16 protein-coding genes are annotated in these 18550 nt (G+C 75.3%); 10 read left to right on the forward strand and 6 right to left on the reverse strand.

Annotated features, from left to right (window positions below; genetic code table 11):
- Nucleotides 1-30: 30 nt before the first annotated feature.
- Complete coding sequence (locus tag J2X49_RS08080) at nucleotides 31-726, reverse strand: SOS response-associated peptidase (protein ID WP_310124786.1); 696 nt, start codon at nucleotides 724-726, stop codon at nucleotides 31-33.
- A 49-nt stretch (nucleotides 727-775) separates the two neighbouring features.
- Between J2X49_RS08080 and J2X49_RS08085 the strand changes: the two genes are divergently transcribed.
- From J2X49_RS08085 to cydC, 5 genes are all read left to right on the forward strand, one after another.
- Nucleotides 776-1417, forward strand: coding sequence for a TetR/AcrR family transcriptional regulator (locus J2X49_RS08085; protein WP_192575870.1), 642 nt, complete (start codon nucleotides 776-778; stop codon nucleotides 1415-1417).
- Nucleotides 1418-1521: 104 nt separating this feature from the next.
- Nucleotides 1522-2946 carry a cytochrome ubiquinol oxidase subunit I gene (locus J2X49_RS08090; RefSeq protein WP_310124790.1) on the forward strand — a complete coding sequence of 475 codons (1425 nt, stop codon included), beginning with the start codon at nucleotides 1522-1524 and terminating at the stop codon, nucleotides 2944-2946.
- Between the two features lie 9 nt (nucleotides 2947-2955).
- Entirely contained in the window at nucleotides 2956-3990 is a 1035-nt protein-coding gene (cydB, locus tag J2X49_RS08095; RefSeq protein ID WP_128189621.1) for a cytochrome d ubiquinol oxidase subunit II, read from the forward strand.
- Between the two features lie 26 nt (nucleotides 3991-4016).
- On the forward strand, nucleotides 4017-5693 hold the full coding sequence (cydD, locus tag J2X49_RS08100) for a thiol reductant ABC exporter subunit CydD (protein WP_310124792.1): 1677 nt from the start codon (nucleotides 4017-4019) through the stop codon (nucleotides 5691-5693).
- Nucleotides 5690-7321, forward strand: coding sequence for a thiol reductant ABC exporter subunit CydC (gene cydC / locus J2X49_RS08105; protein ID WP_310124794.1), 1632 nt, complete (start codon nucleotides 5690-5692; stop codon nucleotides 7319-7321). Before cydD ends, cydC begins: the two co-directional genes overlap by 4 nt.
- A gap of 13 nt (nucleotides 7322-7334) precedes the next feature.
- Here cydC and J2X49_RS08110 read toward each other — a convergent pair whose 3' ends face one another.
- Together J2X49_RS08110 and J2X49_RS08115 are read right to left on the reverse strand one after the other, a co-directional pair.
- Entirely contained in the window at nucleotides 7335-7979 is a 645-nt protein-coding gene (locus J2X49_RS08110) for a DedA family protein (RefSeq protein WP_310124796.1), read from the reverse strand.
- Nucleotides 7976-8761, reverse strand: a complete 786-nt coding sequence (locus tag J2X49_RS08115; protein WP_310124799.1) for an aminotransferase class IV — start codon at nucleotides 8759-8761, stop codon at nucleotides 7976-7978. Before J2X49_RS08115 ends, J2X49_RS08110 begins: the two co-directional genes overlap by 4 nt.
- Nucleotides 8762-8773: 12 nt before the next feature.
- Here J2X49_RS08115 and J2X49_RS08120 point away from each other — a divergent pair, with 12 nt between their 5' ends.
- Complete coding sequence (locus J2X49_RS08120; protein ID WP_310124802.1) at nucleotides 8774-10072, forward strand: anthranilate synthase component I family protein; 1299 nt, start codon at nucleotides 8774-8776, stop codon at nucleotides 10070-10072.
- Nucleotides 10073-10093: 21 nt separating this feature from the next.
- Here the strand turns inward: J2X49_RS08120 and J2X49_RS08125 are convergent, their stop codons facing one another.
- The 3 genes from J2X49_RS08125 to J2X49_RS08135 all read right to left on the reverse strand — a co-directional run bounded on the left by J2X49_RS08125 (nucleotide 10094) and on the right by J2X49_RS08135 (nucleotide 11946).
- A complete protein-coding gene (locus tag J2X49_RS08125) occupies nucleotides 10094-10444 on the reverse strand; it encodes a metalloregulator ArsR/SmtB family transcription factor (RefSeq protein ID WP_310124805.1) in 351 nt (116 codons plus the stop codon).
- Nucleotides 10441-11379 (reverse strand): SRPBCC domain-containing protein, encoded by a 939-nt coding sequence (locus tag J2X49_RS08130; protein ID WP_310124807.1) that lies wholly within the window; start codon nucleotides 11377-11379, stop codon nucleotides 10441-10443. The genes J2X49_RS08125 and J2X49_RS08130 overlap by 4 nt, the downstream gene beginning before the upstream one ends.
- A 93-nt stretch (nucleotides 11380-11472) precedes the next feature.
- Entirely contained in the window at nucleotides 11473-11946 is a 474-nt protein-coding gene (locus J2X49_RS08135) for an SRPBCC domain-containing protein (protein ID WP_128189615.1), read from the reverse strand.
- An 88-nt stretch (nucleotides 11947-12034) separates the two neighbouring features.
- On the opposite strand from J2X49_RS08135, the gene leuS reads away from it, so the two are divergent.
- The 4 genes from leuS (at nucleotide 12035) to holA (ending at nucleotide 18544) form a co-directional block, all read left to right on the forward strand.
- Nucleotides 12035-14617, forward strand: a complete 2583-nt coding sequence (gene leuS, locus J2X49_RS08140) for a leucine--tRNA ligase (RefSeq protein ID WP_310124812.1) — start codon at nucleotides 12035-12037, stop codon at nucleotides 14615-14617.
- A gap of 122 nt (nucleotides 14618-14739) precedes the next feature.
- The gene (locus J2X49_RS08145; RefSeq protein WP_310124813.1) at nucleotides 14740-15318 is read left to right on the forward strand and encodes a ComEA family DNA-binding protein; all 579 of its coding nucleotides are present in this window, start codon (nucleotides 14740-14742) and stop codon (nucleotides 15316-15318) included.
- A gap of 16 nt (nucleotides 15319-15334) precedes the next feature.
- Nucleotides 15335-17545 (forward strand): ComEC/Rec2 family competence protein, encoded by a 2211-nt coding sequence (locus J2X49_RS08150; RefSeq protein WP_310124815.1) that lies wholly within the window; start codon nucleotides 15335-15337, stop codon nucleotides 17543-17545.
- Nucleotides 17546-17554: 9 nt separating this feature from the next.
- Nucleotides 17555-18544, forward strand: a complete 990-nt coding sequence (gene holA / locus J2X49_RS08155; RefSeq protein WP_310124818.1) for a DNA polymerase III subunit delta — start codon at nucleotides 17555-17557, stop codon at nucleotides 18542-18544.
- The last annotated feature ends 6 nt before the right edge of the window (nucleotides 18545-18550 follow it).

The raw sequence follows: 18550 nt of genomic DNA on the forward strand, positions 1-18550 counted from the left end.
GACCTCCCGAGCCGTGGATGCGACTCGACCCTACTCGGTGGGAGCGGGCGCGATGAGGTCGGACCCCTGCTCGCGCACGCTGCCCACCCGTCGGTCGACCGGGTGCAGCGCGAGCGAGGCGACGACGTCCGGCGCCTCGGCGACGACCGCCTCGAGGGCGGCCTCGCCGTCCTCGGTCGGGTCGAGCCACGCGTCGCGCAGCTCGGGCGAGACCACGAGCGGCATGCGCTCGTGGATGCCGGCGAGCTGCCCGGCCGACGCCGTGGTGAGGATGCTGGTCGAGAGGAGCCACGTGCCGTCGGGCTGCTTCCACCACGCGTACAGGCCGGCGAACGCGATGGGCGCGTCGCCGTGGATGTAGAACGGCGTCTTCTCGTCGCCGGCGCGCCGCCACTCGTACCACCCGTCGGCCGGCACCAGTGCGCGCCGCTCGCGCACCGCATCCCGGAACATCGGCTTCGAGGCCGCGGTCTCGCTGCGGGCGTTGAAGGCGCGCTGGCCGACCGAGACGTCGTCGGCCCACGCGGGCACGAGCCCCCAGCGGGCCGACTCGAGCCGTCGCGCGGGCGGCGCGTCGTCGCGTGGCCGCGGCTCGACCACGATCGGCACCTGTGTCGTCGGCGGGATGTTCCAGCTGGGCTCGGGCAGGTCGGCGCCCGCCTCGTCGATCTCGAAGAGCGCCACGAGGTCGGGCGTGGGGGTGGCGAGGACGTAGCGGCCGCACATGGATGAAAGGGTCTCACCTCGCGGCGCCGCCATGCGAGATGATGTGCCCATGAACGATCGCAGCGACGACGGGCCGTCAGTCCCGTCGGTCACCGTCCGCCACGAGCCGGTGCAGGCCCGGGCGGCGCAGCGGGTCGAGGCACTGCTCGACGCCGCGGCGGCGGTCGTCGTCGAGCACGGCATCGAGCACTTGACGACCGCGCTGGTCGCCGAGCGCGCCGGCGCCTCGATCGGCACCGTCTACCGCTACTTCCCCGACCGCGTCGCGGTGCTCGTCGCGCTCGCGGAGCGCAACCACGAGCGGATGCGGCACGCCGTCGGGCGGGTGCTGGCGATGCCGCACGAGACGTGGCAGGAGGCCGCGGAGGCGCTCTTCGACACGATGATCGAGATCTTCCGCGAGCTGCCGTCGTTCCGCTCGCTGCGCGCCGGCGAGGGCCTCGACCTCGGCCCGCAGCACCGCGAGCCGGTCGCGCCGCAGTTCGCCGCGGTCGTCGAGGCCCACGTGCGGGAGCGCTGGGGGATCGAGCTCGACGACGCCGGCCGCATCGACCTGGAGAAGGCGATCGGCGGGCTCGACGCGCTCGTGACGTACGCGTTCCTGCACGACGCCGACGGCGATGCGCGCTACCTCGAGCTCGGCCGCGAGTGCGCGCTCCGGCACCTCACGGCCGCCTTCGGCGAGGCCTGAGCGACCCCTCCCTCGGGGACCCGGGAGGGATCAGATAGCGCTCGGCGTGTCTTTGCCGATCGATGGGCGACCGGCGTTGAATGGAGGGTGTCGAAAGGCGGCCCATGCCCATCGTCCCCCTCGCGCAGGAGCTCGATCCGCTCGTCCTGTCCCAGTGGCAGTTCGGGCTGACGACGGTCTACCACTTCCTGTTCGTGCCCATCACCCTGGGCATGGTCTGGCTCACGGCGGGCTTCCAGACCGCGTGGGTGCGCACCGGCAACGTCGAGCACCTGCGGCTGACGCACTTCTTCGGGAAGCTCTTCCTCATCAACTTCGCGATCGGCGTCGCGACGGGCATCGTGCAGGAGTTCCAGTTCGGCATGAACTGGTCCGACTACTCGCGGTTCATCGGCGACGTCTTCGGCGCCCCGCTCGCCTTCGAGGGGCTCATCGCCTTCTTCTTCGAGGCGACGTTCATCGGCCTGTGGATCTTCGGCTGGAACCGGCTCTCGCCCAAGGTGCACCTGCTCACGATCTACATGACGGCGCTGGGCACGATGGCGAGCGCCTACTTCATCCTCGCGGCGAACGCCTTCATGCAGAACCCCGTCGGGTTCGTGATCAACGAGGACCGGCAGCGCGCCGAGCTGACCGACATCGGCGCGGTGCTCACCAACCCCGTCGCGCTCGCGTCGTTCCCGCACACGATGTTCGCCTCCGTGATGGTGGCGGGCGCGGTGATGGTCGGCGTCTCGGCCTGGCACCTCAAGCGCGGCCAGCACACCGGGATGATGCACCGGTCGCTTCGCGTCGGCCTCTGGAGCGTCGTCGGCGGCGGCATGCTCACGTTCGTCACCGGCGACATGGTGTCGCTCGCGATGGTCGCCGCCCAGCCGATGAAGATGGCCGCCGCCGAGGCCCTCTACGACACGGCCTCCGGCTACGACGCATCCTTCTCCCTCTTCAGCCTCGGCACCCCCGACGGCGAGCACGAGATCTTCTCGGTGCGCGTGCCCTACCTGCTCGCGCTGCTGTCGACGCACGACCCGCTCGGCACCGTCGAGGGCATCAACGACCTGCAGGCCGAGTACACCGCCCTCTGGGGCGAGGCCGACTACACGCCCATCATCTGGGTCACGTACTGGTCGTTCCGCTGGATGATGGGCCTCGGCTTCCTCTCGTTCGGCATCGCGCTCGTGGGCCTGTGGCTCACGCGCAAGGGCCGCGTCGATCTGCCGCGCTGGGTGTGGACGGTCGCGATCTGGAGCCTGCCGCTGCCGCTGCTGGGCATGACCGTCGGGTGGATCTTCACCGAGATGGGCCGGCAGCCGTGGCTCGTCTTCTCGCAGATGCGCACCGAGGACGGCGTGAGCCCGGGCGTCACCGGCGCCGAGGTGCTCACCTCGCTCATCGCCTTCACCTTCATCTACGGCATCCTCGGCGTCATCGAGTTCCGCCTCATGCAGCGCGCGGCCCAGCGCGGCCCGGCCGACGCCCCCGAGCTCGACGAGACCGGCCGGCCCGCGCAGCCGGTGACGGTCTACTAGGAGGCGGCGATGGACCTCTCGCTCATCTGGTTCCTGCTCATCGGGTTCATGTTCGTCATGTACTTCGTGCTCGACGGCTTCGACTTCGGCGTCGGCATGAGCCTGCCCGTGCTCGGGCGCTCCGAGACCGACCGGCGCCGCATCATCAACGCCATCGGGCCGGTGTGGGACCTCAACGAGACCTGGCTGATCGTGGCCGGCGCGAGCCTGTTCGCCGCGTTCCCCGAGTGGTACGCGACGATGTTCTCGGGGTTCTTCCTCGCGCTCCTCGTGCTCCTGCTCGGCCTCATCGTGCGCGCGGTGTCCTTCGAGTTCCGGCACCAGCGCGACTCGGCCCGCTGGCGCGCGGGCTGGGACCTCTGCATCGTCGTCGGCTCCGCCATCCCGGCGCTGCTGTGGGGCGTCGCGTTCGCGAGCCTCGCCCAGGGCCTGCCGATGGAGCCGCACCAGGGCGGAGCGCTCATGACCGGCGGCCTGCTGTCGCTGCTGAGCCCCTACGCGCTGCTCGGCGGCATCACGACGCTCGGGCTCTTCCTGGCGCACGGCGCCGTGTTCCTCGCGCTCAAGACCGACGGCGACCTCAAGCAGCGCGCGCACGCGCTCGCCGGCCGGGCGCTGCTCGGCACCGGCGTCGTCGCCGTCGTGTTCCTCGCGTGGACGGTCGCCCAGAACCCCACGCCGCTCGTCGTCGTGCTCTCGGCGCTCGCCGCGGTGGCGCTCGTGGGCGCCTGGCTCATGAACGGCGTGGGCCGCGACGGGCGCGCGTTCGCCCTCACCGCCGCGACCGTCGCCTTCGCCGTGCTCGCGCTCTTCGGCTCGCTGCTGACTCGCGCGGGCGGGCCGTTCGTCATGCCGGCGTCGAACCCGACCGCCGACTTCGTCGGGCTCACCGTCGCGAACGCCTCCTCGAGCCCCTACACGCTCGAGGTGATGACGTGGGCGGCGCTCATCTGCCTGCCGCTCGTGCTGGCCTACCAGGCGTGGACCTACTGGGTCTTCCGCCGGCGCGTCACCGTCGCGGCCGTCGAAGCGGCAGCGCACTGACCGAGCCGAGCCTCCCGATCGCCGACGTGCCGAGGGCCCACCGGCCGCAGCCGCCCGCGCGCGCCAGCCGCGCCCCGCTCGATCCGCGCCTGCTGCGGCACGCCCCCGGCGCGCGAGCTCACCTGCTGCGGGAGGGGGTCGTCGCGCTCGTGCAGACGGGGGCGATCGTCGCGTTCGCGTGGTTCGCGGGGCACGCGATCGGCGCCGTCGTGCAGGGAGCGCCGCCGGCGTCGGTCGTGCCCGACGTCGCGCTCGCGGCGGTCGCCGTGCTCGTGCGGGCCGCGACCGCGTGGCTGTCGGGCTCCCTGGCGCCGGCAGCCGCCGCGCGAGTGCAGTCGCAGCTGCGCACCGCGGCGCTCGCGCGCATCGGCGAGCACGGCAGCCCCGCCGGGGCCGCCGACACCGCGACGGCGCTCGGCCGGGGGCTCGCTGCGCTCGACGGCTGGTTCGGCCAGTTCCTGCCGCAGCTCGTGCGCACGGTCGTCGCGACGCCGATCGTGGTCGCGGCGCTGTGGCTGCAAGACCCCTTCAGCGGCATCGCGGTGCTGCTGTGCCTGCCGCTCATCCCCGTCTTCATGGTGCTCATCGGCCTCGCGACCGAGCGGCTGCAGCGCGAGCAGTGGGCGTCCACCGCCAAGCTCGCCCGCTCGTGGCTCGACACCCTCGAGGGGCTCGCGACGCTGCGGCTGTTCGGCCGCGACCGGCGCGCGGCCGCGCGCGTCGACGCGCTGAGCGACCAGCACCGCGAGCGCACGATGGCGGTGCTGCGCGTCTCGTTCGTGTCGTCGATGGTGCTCGAGCTCGCCGGTGCGCTCTCGGTGGCGCTCGTCGCCGTCTCGGTCGGCATCCGACTCGTCGAGGGCGACATCGCGCTCGGGCTCGCCTTCAGCGTGCTCATCCTGGTGCCGGATGCGTTCCTGCCGGTCCGGCAGGTCGGGGCCGCGTACCACGCGTCGACCGAGGGCCTCGAGGCGTCCCGCGCGGTGCTCGACCTCATCGAGGCGCCGGCGAGCACCGTGCGGCCGGCGCCCGCCGCCGGGCCCGGCCTCGTCGTCGAGTCGCTCGAGGTGCGCCGCGGGGAGCGCTGGCTGCCGCCGGTGTCGCTGCGCGCGATGCCCGGCGAGCTCGTGGTGCTCGCCGGGGCGTCGGGCGCGGGCAAGTCGAGCGCCTTCGCGGGGCTGCTCGGCCTCGCCCCGGCGCGCGGCCGGGTCGGCCTCGACGGCGCGGTGCCGGATGCGTCGGCGCTGGCCTGGGCGCCGCAGGGCGCCTGGGACGCCGTGGTGACCGGCACGGTGCGCGACAACGTCGCGCTCGGCCGGCCCGACGCATCCGGCAGCGCCGCCGGAACCGACAGCGCCGCCGAAGTCGACCGCGCCGTCGAGGCCGCGCTCGCCCGCGCCGGCATCGCCGTCGAACTGCAGGCCCGGCTCGAGCCGGCGACCGGCGGCTCGCTCGGGCTCTCAGGCGGCCAGGCGCAGCGCGTGGTGCTCGCGCGGGCGCTCCACCGCGTCGCGACCGGCGCCGCCGTGCTGCTCGTCGACGAGCCCACGAGCGCGCTCGACGCCGACAGCGAGCTGCGGGTGCTCGATGGGCTGCGCGCGGCGGCCGACGACGGGGCGATCGTGCTCGTCGCGAGCCACCGGCCCGCGGTGATCGCGGCCGCCGACCGGGTCGTGCGACTGGGCGCGGAGGTGGCCGCGTGACCGGCCGCGAGGTGCTCAGGACCCTCGGCCAGCGGCGGCGCATGGCCGGCGGCATCGCGGCGGCGGCGCTCACCGCGACGCTCGCGATCGCGCTCATGGCCACCGCCGGCTGGCTGCTCGCCGCCGCGTCGGCCCAGCCGCCGATCCTGCACCTGCAGATGGCGATCGTGGGCGTGCGCGCCTTCGCCATCGGCCGCGCCGCCGGTCGCTACCTCGAGCGGCTCGTCTCGCACGAGGCGGCGTTCCGGATGCTCGGCTCGGCCCGGCGCGCGGCCTTCGACCGGCTGCGGCCGGTGGCGCCCGTCGGGGTCGGCCGCTCGAGCGAGCTCATGCCGAGGCTCGTGGGCGACGTCGACCGGCTGCAGGACTGGCCGCTGCGCGTCGTCGGGCCGCTGACGGCGAGCGGCATCGCGGTCGGGCTCGCGATCGCGACCGTGGCATGGATCCTGCCCGCCGCCGGGGCGGCGCTGCTCGTGGCCGTTGTCGTCGCGGGAGGGCTCGCGGCGCTCGTGACCGCGCGCATCGCCGGCAGCGCCGACGCGGCGCTCGGGCCGCTGCGGTCGCGGCTCGAGGCGGCGCTCGTCGACCACGTGCGCGCCCTCGACCTGCTGCGCGCCTACGGTGCGGAGCGCGAGCGGCGCCGCGCGCTCGAGGCGCTCGACGCCGAGCTCGCGCGCCGCGCCCGCCGGCACGCGCTCGCCGCCGGGGCAGGAGCCGGGCTCATCGCGCTCGCCGCCGGCGGCAGCGTGCTCGCCGCCGTGCTCATCGCGGCCCCGGCGGTCGCGGAGGGCCGCCTCTCGGGCCCGCTCGCCGCGCTCGTGGCGCTCATCGGGCTCGCGGTCTTCGAGGTGTGGGGCGCCGTGCCGCCGGCGGTGATCGCCTGGAGAGAGTCGCGCGCCGCCGCCGAGCGGGTCGCCGAGGCACTGCCCGACGAGGCCTCGGCGGCCGCCGTGCCCGCCGACGGCGGCGACGCGGTGCCGCCGTCGGGCGCGCTCGAGCTCTCGGGCCTGCAGGCCGCGTGGCCCGGGCGCGCGCCCGCCTTCCGGCCGGTCGACCTCGTCGCGCAGCCGGGCGAGACCGTCGCGGTCGTCGGCCCCTCGGGCGCCGGCAAGTCGACCCTCGCGCTCGCGCTCGTGCGGCTGCTCGAGTCGACCGGCGGCTACCGCATCGGCGGGCGCGATGTGCGCGGCACCGACCCCGACGCGCTGCGTCGCTCGGTGCTGCTGGTCGAGCAGCGCCCGCACATCTTCGACGAGGACCTCGAGCAGAACCTGCGCTTCGCCCGCGACACCGCCGACGACGCCGAGCTGTGGGCGGTGCTCGAGCGGGTCGGTCTCGCCGACTGGGCGCGCGAGCGCGACGGGCTCTCGACGCAGCTGGGGGAGCGCGGCGGCCTCGTCTCCGGCGGGCAGGCGCAGCGCATCGCGCTCGCCCGCGCGCTGCTCGCCGACGTGCGCGTCCTCGTGCTCGACGAGCCCACCGCATCCGTCGACCGCGAGCTCGCCGAGCCGATGCTCCGCGACATCCTCCAAGCTGCCCGCGGCGACGGCCGCATCGTGCTCGCCATCAGCCACACGCCCCTGCCGGCCGACCTCGTCGATCGCATGGTCGCGGTGCGCGCCGCGTGAGCGCGGGGCGGGCTCAGTCCTCCATGTGGCGCGCCTCGCCCCGCGAGACGAGGTGCTTCACGAGCCACACGAGCAGCAGGAACGCGACGACCGCGCCGACGAGCACGAAGCCGGCGCCGTGGAGCTCGTCGGCGAGCTCGCGGTACGTGCCGCCGGCGAGCCAGCCCGCGGTGGCGTAGGCGCTCGCCCACAGCACGCACGCGGGGAGCGTCCACGCGAGGAAGCGCCGGTACGGCATGCCCGCGCCGCCGACGATGAGCGGCACGAGCGAGTGCGCGACCGGCAGGAACCGCGAGAGGAAGATGGCGATGCCGCCGCGGCGGGAGAGGTAGCGCTCGGTGCGGCGCCAGCGCTCCGAGGCGCGCGGCCAGCGGCGGGCGAGCCACCGGTCGATCGAGGGCCCGAGCCACCGGCCGATCGCGAAGCCGATGGTCTCGCCGCAGAGCGCGCCGACCACGGTCGCGCCGATGAGCGCGAGCCACCACGGCCACTCCTCGACGGCGAGCGCCGCGATGATGACGATCGTGTCGCCGGGCACCACGAGCCCCAGCAGCACGCTCGTCTCGAGCAGGATCGCGAGCCCGGCGATGAGGGTGCGCAGCCACGGGTCGATCGAGCCGATCGTCTCGAGCGCGACGTCGATGAGGTCGTCGATCACGGCCGGCCCGCCGGGTTCGTGCGGGCAGCCTCGAGGACTGCCCGCCAGGCGGCGGCTCGGCTTCCCGGGCCGGTGTCGCCGGGGGCGAGCGCGGGGCCGCCGTGCCATGCGGAGACGACGCGGATGCCGCGCAGCGCGTTCGCGAGCCACACCTCCGCGCCCGCGAGGTCCTCGGGTCGCGCCCGCTCCTCGCGCAGCGCGACGCCCGCCTCCCGGGCGAGCTCGGCGAGCACCGCGGCGGTGACCGACGGCAGCCGCGGGATCGCGGCATCCGGCACGTGCAGCGCGTCGCCGCGCCACCACACGAGCGCCGACCAGGTGCCCTCGGCGACGAGCCCCTCGTGCATGAGCACGGGCTCGACGTCGGCGCCCACGCGCGCCCGCTCCTCGGCCTGCAGGTCGCCGAGCGCGGCGAGGTCGGGGCCCTTCCGCAGCGGCAGCGTGCGCGGGTCGCGCGACGCGGTGACGACCTCGACCGTGCCGCCCGCGGGCGGCGGCGTGCGGAGGCGCAGGCGGATCCCGGCGGGGGTCAGGTCGAGGCGCGGCGACCAGCGCCCGACGGGAACGAGCTGCGCGACGGCGTCGGCCGCGGCGAGCGCGTCGTGCCGGCTCCCGCCCGCGTCGGCCACGGCATCCGCGAAGCGCGCCCGGTGCCGCTCGAACGCGAGCACCGCGCCGTCGACGCTCAGCCACGAGTCGGCGGCGAGGGTGGCGCCGACCGGCTCGTCGACGGGGGAGAAGCGGGTGCCCGTCCAGGCGCGCACGCCGCCGTCCCCGCTCATAGGATGCACCTTATGCCAGCGACCTCTGCGGCTCTCCTGCCGCACCTCGGCGCTCGGTGGACGGCTCCGGTCGAGACGAGCGCGGAGGCGGCGTTCGCCGCCCTCGAGGCCGCGGCGGCCGACGTCGTGTGGCTCGACTCCTCCTCGTCGGGCGCCCATGTGATCGGCACGGGCGAGCACGTGCTCGTCGTGCGCGACGGCGCCGCGACGCTCGACGGCGAGCCGCTCGAGGCCGCCGACGCGGTGGCGGCGCTCGAGGCGGCACGCGCCGTGCTGCCGGGCGCGTGGGTGGGCTGGCTCGGCTACGAGGCGGGGGTGCGGATGCTCGGGCTCGAGCCCGCCGCGGGCCGCTTCCCCGAGGCGGCGTGGCTGCTGCTCGACCGGTGGGTGGTGGTCGAGGGCGGGCGGGCCCAGCTGCAGTCGCGGCTCGGCGAGCCCTGGGCGCTGCCGCCCGCGCCGCCGGTCGCGCTGCCGCCGATCGCGCACGTCGACGCGCGTCGGCTGCGCTGGCGCGACGACGACGCCGGCTACGCCGCGAAGGTCGAGCGCTGCCGCGAGCACATCCACGACGGCGACTCGTACGTGCTGTGCCTCACGACCGCCATCGAGGCGCCGCCGCTCGACATGGTCGCGACCCACGCGCGGCTGCGCGCCGCGAGCCCCGTGCACCACGGCGGGCTGCTGCGCATCGCCGGGGTGACGCTCTCGAGCGCGAGCCCCGAGACGTTCCTCCGCGTCGAGCACGGCGTCGCCACCACGCGGCCCATCAAGGGCACGCGCCGCCGCGGCGCCGACGACGACGCGGCGCTCGCGACCGAGCTGTTCGAGAGCGAGAAGGAGCGCGCCGAGAACGTCATGATCGTCGACCTGTGCCGCAACGACCTGCAGCGCGTGTGCGTGCCGGGCACCGTCGACGTGACGAGCCTGCTCGGCGTCGAGACCTACCCGACCGTGCACCAGCTCGTCTCCACGGTGCAGGGCCGGCTGCTGCCGGGCCTCGGGCCGCTCGACGCCGTGCGCTCGCTCTTCCCGGCCGGGTCGATGACGGGCGCGCCGAAGCGCCGCACGGTCGAGCTGCTGCAGGCGCTCGAGGGCGCGCCGCGGGGCGTGTACGCCGGATGCTTCGGGCTGGTCGCGGGGGAGTCGTGCCAGCTGGCGATGACCATCCGGGGCGTCGTCGCCGACGCGGCGGGCGCCCACATCGGCGTCGGCGGCGGCGTGACGGCGCTGTCGGAGGCGGCGTTCGAGGTCGACGAGCTGCACGTGAAGGCCGCTGCGATGCTCGCGTCGCTCGTGCCGCTCGGCGCCTGAGCGTCGCTCGCGCCGCGCGGGTCAGTCCCCGCCGGCCCCCGCCCGCGCCTCGGCGCGCTGCGCGAGCCGGTCGAGCCGCGACTCCCACTGCTGACCGATGGCCTCGAGCCGGTCGGCGAGCGCGCTGAGGCTCGCGCCGATCGCCCGGTGCCGCACCGAGCGGCCCTCGCGCACCGAGTCGACGAGGCCCGCGGCCTCGAGGATCGCGAGATGCTTCGCGATCGCCTGGCGGCTCACCGGCAGCTCGGCCGCGAGCTCGCTCGCCGAGCGCGCGCGGCTGCCCAGCAGCTCCAGGATCGCCCAGCGCGTGTCGTCGGCGAGCGCGGCGAGCTGCCGGGTCGGCGCCTGGAGGGCCGTCGGGCGCGCGCTCACGAGACCGCCGCGAGCACGTGCGCGCGGAGGCCGTCGAGCACGAGCTCCCAGCCGACCCTGTTGCCCTCCATGCGCTCGTCCCGCAGGTCGGCGGGCACGCGCATCCACCCCGACTCCACCACGGTGACGCGCGTGCCGCTGTGCTCGGTCTCGTCGAGGTCGAACCGCACGTCGCACGACTCGGGGCCGGGCTCCGCCTCGTCGAGGTCGCCCCAGCGGAACGCGAAGGCGTCCGGCGCGCGCAGCAGCCGGATCGCGACCGGCCACCGGCGGCCCTCGTGCTCGAACGTGCCGGTGACGCCCTCCCGCAGCCCGCCGGGGAAGTCGGCCGGATGCCCCCACCAGGCCTCGATCGACGCGGGGTCGGTGAGGTGGCGCCAGACGAGCTCCTTGGGCGCCGGGATGTCGAGGCTGCGGGTGATCGTGCCGGCGACGCGGTCGACGACCGCGGGCGTCCAGCGGCGCGCCAGCAGGGCGACGAGGTCGTCGAGCTCCTCCGTCCAGCCCTCGCGGTTGTCCACCATCGCCCGCCGGGCCGCTGCGTCGTCGCCGAGCAGCTCGAAGCCCGTCTCGACCACCGTCACCCGCGTCGCATCCGCGGTCCGCTCGAGCGTGAAGGTGACGAGCGTGCTGTTGTCCTCCCGGAGCGGCTCGCCCGGCGTGCCCCAGCGGAACGCCCACGCGTGCGGGCGCTCCCAGCGCTCGATCGCGCCCGGGAAGTCGCCGTGCGCCGGCCAGCCGAAGGAGCCGGTCGCGCCGGTGCCCGTGCCGTCGGGGAAGTCGGCCCGCTGGCCGAACCACTCGGCGATCTCGCGCGGGTCGGTGAGGGTCTCCCAGACCACGTCGATCGGCGCGCGCACCTCGATCGTGCGGATCACGCGCATCCCCGCCTCGTCGATGCGCGCCTCGGGCTCGTGGCCGCGTGCGTCCTCCATGGCTCCTCCTGCAATCGTCCGGTTGCAGGTGACGCTACGCCTCGCGACAGCGAAGCGCAACCGTTGGGTTGCGCACCTGCGTCAGGGCCGCGCTCAGGCGGCGCGGAGCGACTCGGCGAGGTCGACGAGCTCGTCGAGCTCGACCGTCCAGCCGGCGGCGAGCGCGCGCAGCGCCTCACGGCGCGTCGCGTCGTCGCCCTCGAGCGGGAAGCCGTGCTCGACGAGGTGCACCTGCGTCGAGCCGTCGACGTCGCGCAGGGTGATCTCGACCGTCGACGCCCGCTCGGAGAGGATGCCCTCGGCCCAGTCGAAGACGAAGCGCGACTCGGGGTCGAGCTCCTGCACGCGCGCGGCGAGCACGACCTCGCCCGACCACGCGAAGCGGCCGGTCGCGCCGGCGACGACGCCGTCGGGGAAGGCGGCGATGTCGCCGAGCCAGCGGGCGAGCAGCTCGGGCTCGGTGAGGCAGCGCCAGACGGCGCTGCGCGGCGCGTCGACGGCGACGATGCGGGTGACGCGCGCTCCGGGCACGTCGACGGTCGCGGGCGGGTTCTCGAACTCCGGCACCGACGACCTCCCTCCGAGGCTCGCTGCCCCGCTCGCGCTCGATTGTGTCACGAGGTGCCCGGCACGGGTCGCCGTAGACTCGGAGGATGTGCGGCCGCAACCGGCCGACGCCACCCAGGAGCCTTCAGTGACCGACGAGACCTACGACTTCGCCCGCATCCAGCAGCGTTGGCTGCCCGTGTGGGATCGCCTGCGCCCCTTCGCGACCGACGACGAGACCGACGCCCGGCCGCGCAAGTACGTGCTCGACATGTTCCCGTACCCCTCCGGCGACCTGCACATGGGCCACGCCGAGTCGTACGCCTACGGCGACGTGCTCGCGCGCTACTGGCGCCAGCAGGGCTTCAACGTGCTGCACCCGATCGGCTGGGACTCCTTCGGCCTGCCGGCCGAGAACGCGGCGATCAAGCGAGGCGTCGACCCCAAGGCCTGGACCGAGTCGAACATCGAGCAGCACAAGCGCTCGATGCGGCAGTACGCGACGGCGTTCGACTGGGACCGCATCCTGCACACTTCCGACCCGGCCTACTACAAGTGGAACCAGTGGCTGTTCCTCGAGCTGTACAAGGCGGGCCTCGCGTACCGCAAGCCGTCGAACGTCAACTGGTGCCCGAAGGACCAGACGGTGCTCGCGAACGAGCAGGTCGTCGACGGCCGCTGCGAGCGCTGCGACACCCCGGTCGTGAAGAAGAAGCTGACGCAGTGGTACTTCAAGATCACCGACTACGCCGACCGGCTGCTCGACGACCTCAACCAGCTCGAGGGCCGCTGGCCCGAGAAGGTGCTGCGCATGCAGCGCAACTGGATCGGCCGCTCCGAGGGCGCCGAGGTCGAGTTCGAGATCGAGGGCCACCACTCGCGCGTGCCGGTGTTCACGACCCGGCCCGACACCCTCTACGGCGCCACGTTCATGGTGGTCGCCCCCGACTCCGACCTCGCCGCCGAGCTCGTCGCGGGCGCCCCGGCGGAGGTGCGGATGCGGTTCCAGGCCTACCTGGACGACGTCGGCCGCATGACCGAGATCGACCGCCAGAGCACCGAGCGCGTGAAGACGGGCGTCGACCTGCAGCGCTTCGCCATCCACCCGCTCACGGGGGAGCGGCTGCCCGTGTGGGCCGCCGACTACGTGCTCGCCGACTACGGCCACGGCGCCGTGATGGCCGTGCCCGCGCACGACCAGCGCGACCTCGACTTCGCGCGCGTGTTCGACCTGCCCGTCAAGGTCGTGGTCGACACGAACGCGCCGGTCACCGGCGTCATGCCGGCGATCCCGCTCGACGAGCACGGCAACGCCGTGCTGCCCGACGACCTGCCCGCGCTCGACCCGAAGACGACCGGCGAGGCGCTCACCGGCGACGGCCGCATGATCAACTCGGGCGAGCTCGACGGGATGTCGAAGCAGCACGCGATCGGCCGCATGGTGCAGCTGCTCGAGGCGAAGGGCGTCGGCCGCGCCGCGAAGTCGTTCCGGCTGCGCGACTGGCTCGTGAGCCGGCAGCGCTACTGGGGCACGCCCATCCCCATCGTCCACACGGCCGATGGGCAGGAGGTGCCCGTGCCGCTCGAGCAGCTGCCCGTGACGCTGCCCGACTCGGCGGGCCTCGACCTGTCGCCGAAGGGCACGAGCCCGCTCGGCGCCGCCGACGACTGGGTGAACGTGCCGTCGCCGATCGACGGCAGCCCGGCGCGCCGCGACCCCGACACGATGGACACGTTCGTCGACTCCTCCTGGTACTACCTGCGGTTCCTGAGCCCGAACGACGACACCCAGGCCTTCGACCCGCGCCAGGTGGAGCGCTGGGCGCCCGTCGACCGCTACGTGGGCGGCGTCGAGCACGCCATCCTGCACCTGCTGTACGCGCGCTTCATCACGAAGGTGCTGTTCGACCTCGGCCACGTGCCGTTCACCGAGCCGTTCGAGTCGCTGCTCAACCAGGGCATGGTGATCCTCGACGGCGCGAAGATGTCGAAGTCGAAGGGCAACCTCGTCACGCTCTCGGAGGAGCTCGAGCAGTTCGGCGTCGACGCCATCCGCCTGTCGATGAGCTTCGCCGGTCCCCCCGAGGACGACATCGACTGGAAGGACGTCAGCCCCACCGGCGCGCAGAAGTTCCTCGCGCGCGCCTGGCGGCTGTCGAAGGAGCCGCTCGCGCGGGCCGGCACCGACCCGAAGCCGGGCGACCGCGCGCTGCGGCGCGAGACGCACCGGTTCCTCGCGGATTCGCCGGGCCTCATCGAGAGCCTGAAGTTCAACGTCGTCGTCGCGCGCCTCATGGAGCTGACGAACGCCACGCGCAAGGCGGTCGACTCCGGCCCCGGCGCCGCCGACCCTGCGGTGCGCGAGGCGGTCGAGACGATCGCGCTCGGCCTGTCGCTCTTCGCGCCGTACACGGCCGAGGACATGTGGGCGAACCTCGGCTTCGAGCCGTCGATCGCGAACGCCGGCTGGCGCAAGGCCGACCGCTCGCTGCTCGTGGAGCAGTCGGTGACCGCCGTCGTGCAGGTGAACGGCAAGGTGCGCGACCGCGTCGACGTGCCCGCCGACATCGCCGACGCCGACCTCGAGCGCACTGCGCGCGAGCTGCCGGGCGTCGTGCGCTCGATCGGCGACGCCGAGGTGCGCCACGTCGTCGTGCGGGCGCCGCGCCTCGTGAACTTCGTGATCGGCTAGCAGCCCTCCGCTGGTCGAGCCGCGCGGCGCAGCCGCGCGAGTCGAGACCACCCGGGCCCCCTCCTCCACAGCCTCCCGCCCCGCCCGCACCCGCCGGCGGGGCGCGGCCGTACCGTGCCCGGATGGCCAGTGGGGATGGGCGGCGCCCGGATGCGCGCTGGCGGCTGGGCGCGGGGGCCGCGGTGCTGCTCGTGCTCGGCGCCGTCGCGGGCGGCGTCGCGCAGCGGATGGTCGTCGACGCGCAGCCGGCCGCGATCGTGCCCGCGCCGGTCGCGACGGCCTCCGCCGAGCTCGTCGTCGACGTGCAGGGCGCGGTGGCGGAGCCCGGCGTCTACCGCCTGCCGGCCGGCGCCCGCGTGCTCGACGCCGTCGCCCGCGCCGGCGGCACCGTCCACGGGGCCGCGCCCGGCGCGCTCAACCTCGCGCGGGCGGTGGTGGACGGCGAGCAGCTGGTGGTGCCGACCGCCGAGGAGCAGGCGGCGCTCGCCTCGGCCGCGCCGGAGGAGGGCGGGCTCGTCTCGCTCAACCGCGCCGACCAGGCGGCGCTCGAGACCCTGCCGAGGGTGGGGCCGTCGCTCGCGACCGCCATCGTCGCGCACCGCGACGAGCACGGCCCCTTCACCGACGTCGCGCAGCTCGACGACGTGCCGGGCATCGGGCCGGCGCTGCTCGCGACCCTCACGCCGCTCGTGACGCTGTGATCGCGAGCCCGGGCTGATGCGCGACCTCCGGCTCGCGCTGCCGGTCGCTCTCGCGTGGGCGGTGCTGGCGGCGCTCAGCCCGCACGCGGCGGCGGTCGGCCCGGCGGCGGTCATCTGTGCGCTCGTGGCCGGCGCGTGCCTGCTCGGCGCGCGCGGCGCATCCGCGCGCCGTCCCGACAGCCGCCTCGCAGCGGCGCTCCGCACCGCGGGTGTCGGGGCGGCGCTCGCGGTGCCGCTGCTCGCCGGCGCCGACGCGGGGGCCGCGGCCGCGCTCGACGAGTGCGACGCCCTGTCGCTGCTGGTGCTCGGCGAGGCGGCGCCCGCCGAAGTGCTCGCCACCGGCTGCGACGGCGGCGGCATCGTGCGCAGCGCCGTGCTGCTGCGCACCGAGGCGCCGCTGCGGATCGGCGCTACCGCGACCGGCGGCTGCGACGCGTGGCTCGACGGCATCCGCTGGCTCATCACGTGCGAGCGGCTCGAGGTCGCGGAGCCGCCGCCGTGGGCGTCGTGGGCGGGAGCGCTGCGCGACGGCCTGCTCACCGCCTCGGCGCAGCTGCCCGGCATGGGCGGCGAGCTGCTGCCGGGGCTCGCGATCGGCGACGAGCGGCGCGTGAGCCCCGTGCTGCGCACCGCCATGCTCGACGCGGGGCTCAGCCACCTCACCGCCGTCTCGGGCGCCAACTGCGTCATCGTCGTGGGTGCGGCGTTCCAGGCCGCCGCTGCGGCCGGCGCGCGCCGCCCGGTGCGGGTCGCCGTCGCGGGCGCTGCGCTCGCTGGGTTCGTCGTGCTCGTGACGCCCGAGCCGTCCGTGGTGCGGGCCGGCACGATGGCGGCGATCGCGCTCGTCGGCATCGTCACCGGACGCCGCACGGGCGCCATCGCGCTCCTGGCGCTCGCGGTGCTCGTGGTGCTCGCCGCGCAGCCGCACCTCGCGACGAGCGCGGGCTTCGCGCTCTCGGTGCTCGCCACCTGCGGCCTCATCGTGCACGCCCGCCCGATCGCCGCCTGGCTCGCGCGCGTCGTGCCCATGCCGCTCGCCGCGCTCATCGCCGTGCCCGCCGCGGCGCAGCTGTGGTGCCTGCCGGTGCTCGTCGGCCTCGACGCGCGCGTGAGCGTCGTCTCGATGCTCGCCAACCTGCTCGCAGGCCCCGCGGCGCCGATCGTCACGGTGGTCGGCCTCGCCGCGTGCCTCGCCGCGCCGCTCGCGCCGGCCGTCGCGACGGCGCTCGCGTGGATCGCGTGGCTGCCGGCCGCGTGGATCGCGCAGGTCGCGATGGTCGCGCAGCAGCTCCCGGCCGCGCAGACGCCCTGGCCGGCCGCGCCCTGGGGCGTGGCCGCCGCATCCGCCATGCTCGCGCTCGTCGTCGCCGCGCACGCGCGCGGCAGGCTCGGGCGCGGCATCGCGGCGGCGCTCGTCGTCGCGCTCGTCGCCGGCTCGACCGCGGCGTGGCCCGCCGTGCGGCTCGGCGCGCTCGCCGACTGGCGCATCGCGCAGTGCGACGTGGGGCAGGGGAGCGCCACGGTCGTGCGGCACGGCGGCGCGGTCGTGCTCGTCGACGCGGGCCAGGAGCCGGCGCGCATCGACGGGTGCCTCCGGATGCTCGGCGTGCAGCGGATCGACCTGCTCGTGCTCACGCACTTCGACGCCGACCACGTCGGCGGGACGCCCGCGCTCGTGGGCCGCGTGGGGCTCCTCGTGCACGGGCCGGTCGACGATCGCGCCGCCCCGCTCGTCGCCGAGCTCGCGGCGGCGGGCGCCGCGACGCAGGAGGCGCGCCGCGGCGACGCCTGGCAGGCGGGGGAGGTGCGGGTGGATGCGCTGTGGCCGATGGGCGAGCTGGAGCCCGGCAACGACGCGAGCGTCGCCGTCGCCATCGACCTGCCGGGCGAGGGCCTCGAGCTCGTCGTGCTGGGCGACCTCGGCGCCGAGACGCAGTCGCGGCTGCTGCGTGCTGGGGTGCCGCCGGCCGCCGTCGTGGTCGTCGCGCACCACGGCTCTGCCGATCAGCTGCCGGCACTCTACCGCCGACTGGGCGCCGCCGTGGGGCTCGTCGGGGTGGGCGAGAACGAGTACGGCCACCCGACGGATGCGGCGCTCGCGATCGTGCGGAACGCGGGCGGCGTCGTGCTCCGCACCGACGAGCTCGGCACCGTCGCGCTGTCGGTCGGCGACGAGCAGGCCGGCGAGGTGCGCGTCTGGTCGGAGCGCGTGGGCGCCCCGCCGTAGGCTGAGGGCATGGCGGCGAGCATCCCGAAGATCGGCTGGGAGCAGATCTCTCCCGCGCCGGTCGTGCTGGTCTTCGGCAAGGAGTCGTACCTCGCAGGCCGCGCCCTGCAGCGGCTGCGCGCGCTGCTGCTGCTCGAGGATCCCGAGCTCGAGGTGCACGACGTCGACGCCGGCCAGTACAGCGACGGCGCGCTCGAGCTCATCGCGAGCCCCTCGCTGTTCGACGAGCCGCGCCTCATCCGCGTCGAGAACGGCGTCAAGGCGACCGACGCGTTCATCGCCGACGCCCTGCGCTACCTGGCCGCGCCCGTCGACGGCACGACCCTCGTCATCCGCCACGACGGCTCGACCGTGCGCGGCAAGAAGATGCTCGACGCCATCCGCTCCACGCCGGGCGCGATCGAGGTGGTGTGCCAGCCGCTGAAGCGCGACGAGCTCGTGCCGTTCGTGCGGGCCGAGCTGCGCCTGCTCGAGCGCGACGCGACGCCCGGGGCGATCGCCGCGCTCGTCGACGCGTTCGCCTCCGACATCGCCGAGCTCGCGAACGCCGTGCGCCAGGTGGCGCAGGACACCGACGGCACCGTCACCGAGCAGGTCGTCCGCACCTACTACGCCGGCCGGGTCGAGACGACGGCGTTCGCCGTGGTCGACGCCGTGATCGCCGGCGATGTCGCGCGCGCCCTCGTCACGCTGCGGCAGGCGATCGCCACGGGCGCCGACCCGGTGCCGATCGTCGCCGCCTTCGCCATGCGCTACCGGCAGCTCGCGAAGGTCTCGGGTGCCGGCGGCGGCGACGGGCAGGCGGCGCGGCAGCTCGGCATGCAGGACTGGCAGGTGCGCAACGCCCGCCGCGACCTTCGCGGCCTCTCCGACGCGCTGCTGTGCGACGCGATCGAGGCGATCGCGCACGCCGACGCCGCGGTCAAGGGCGCCGAGCGCGACCCGCAGCACGCGGTCGAGCGCCTCGTGCGGCAGCTCGCGACCCGCCAGGCGGCCTGAGCGCCG

The organism is Agrococcus sp. BE272 (assembly GCF_031457935.1).
GTDB lineage: Bacteria > Actinomycetota > Actinomycetes > Actinomycetales > Microbacteriaceae > Agrococcus > Agrococcus sediminis.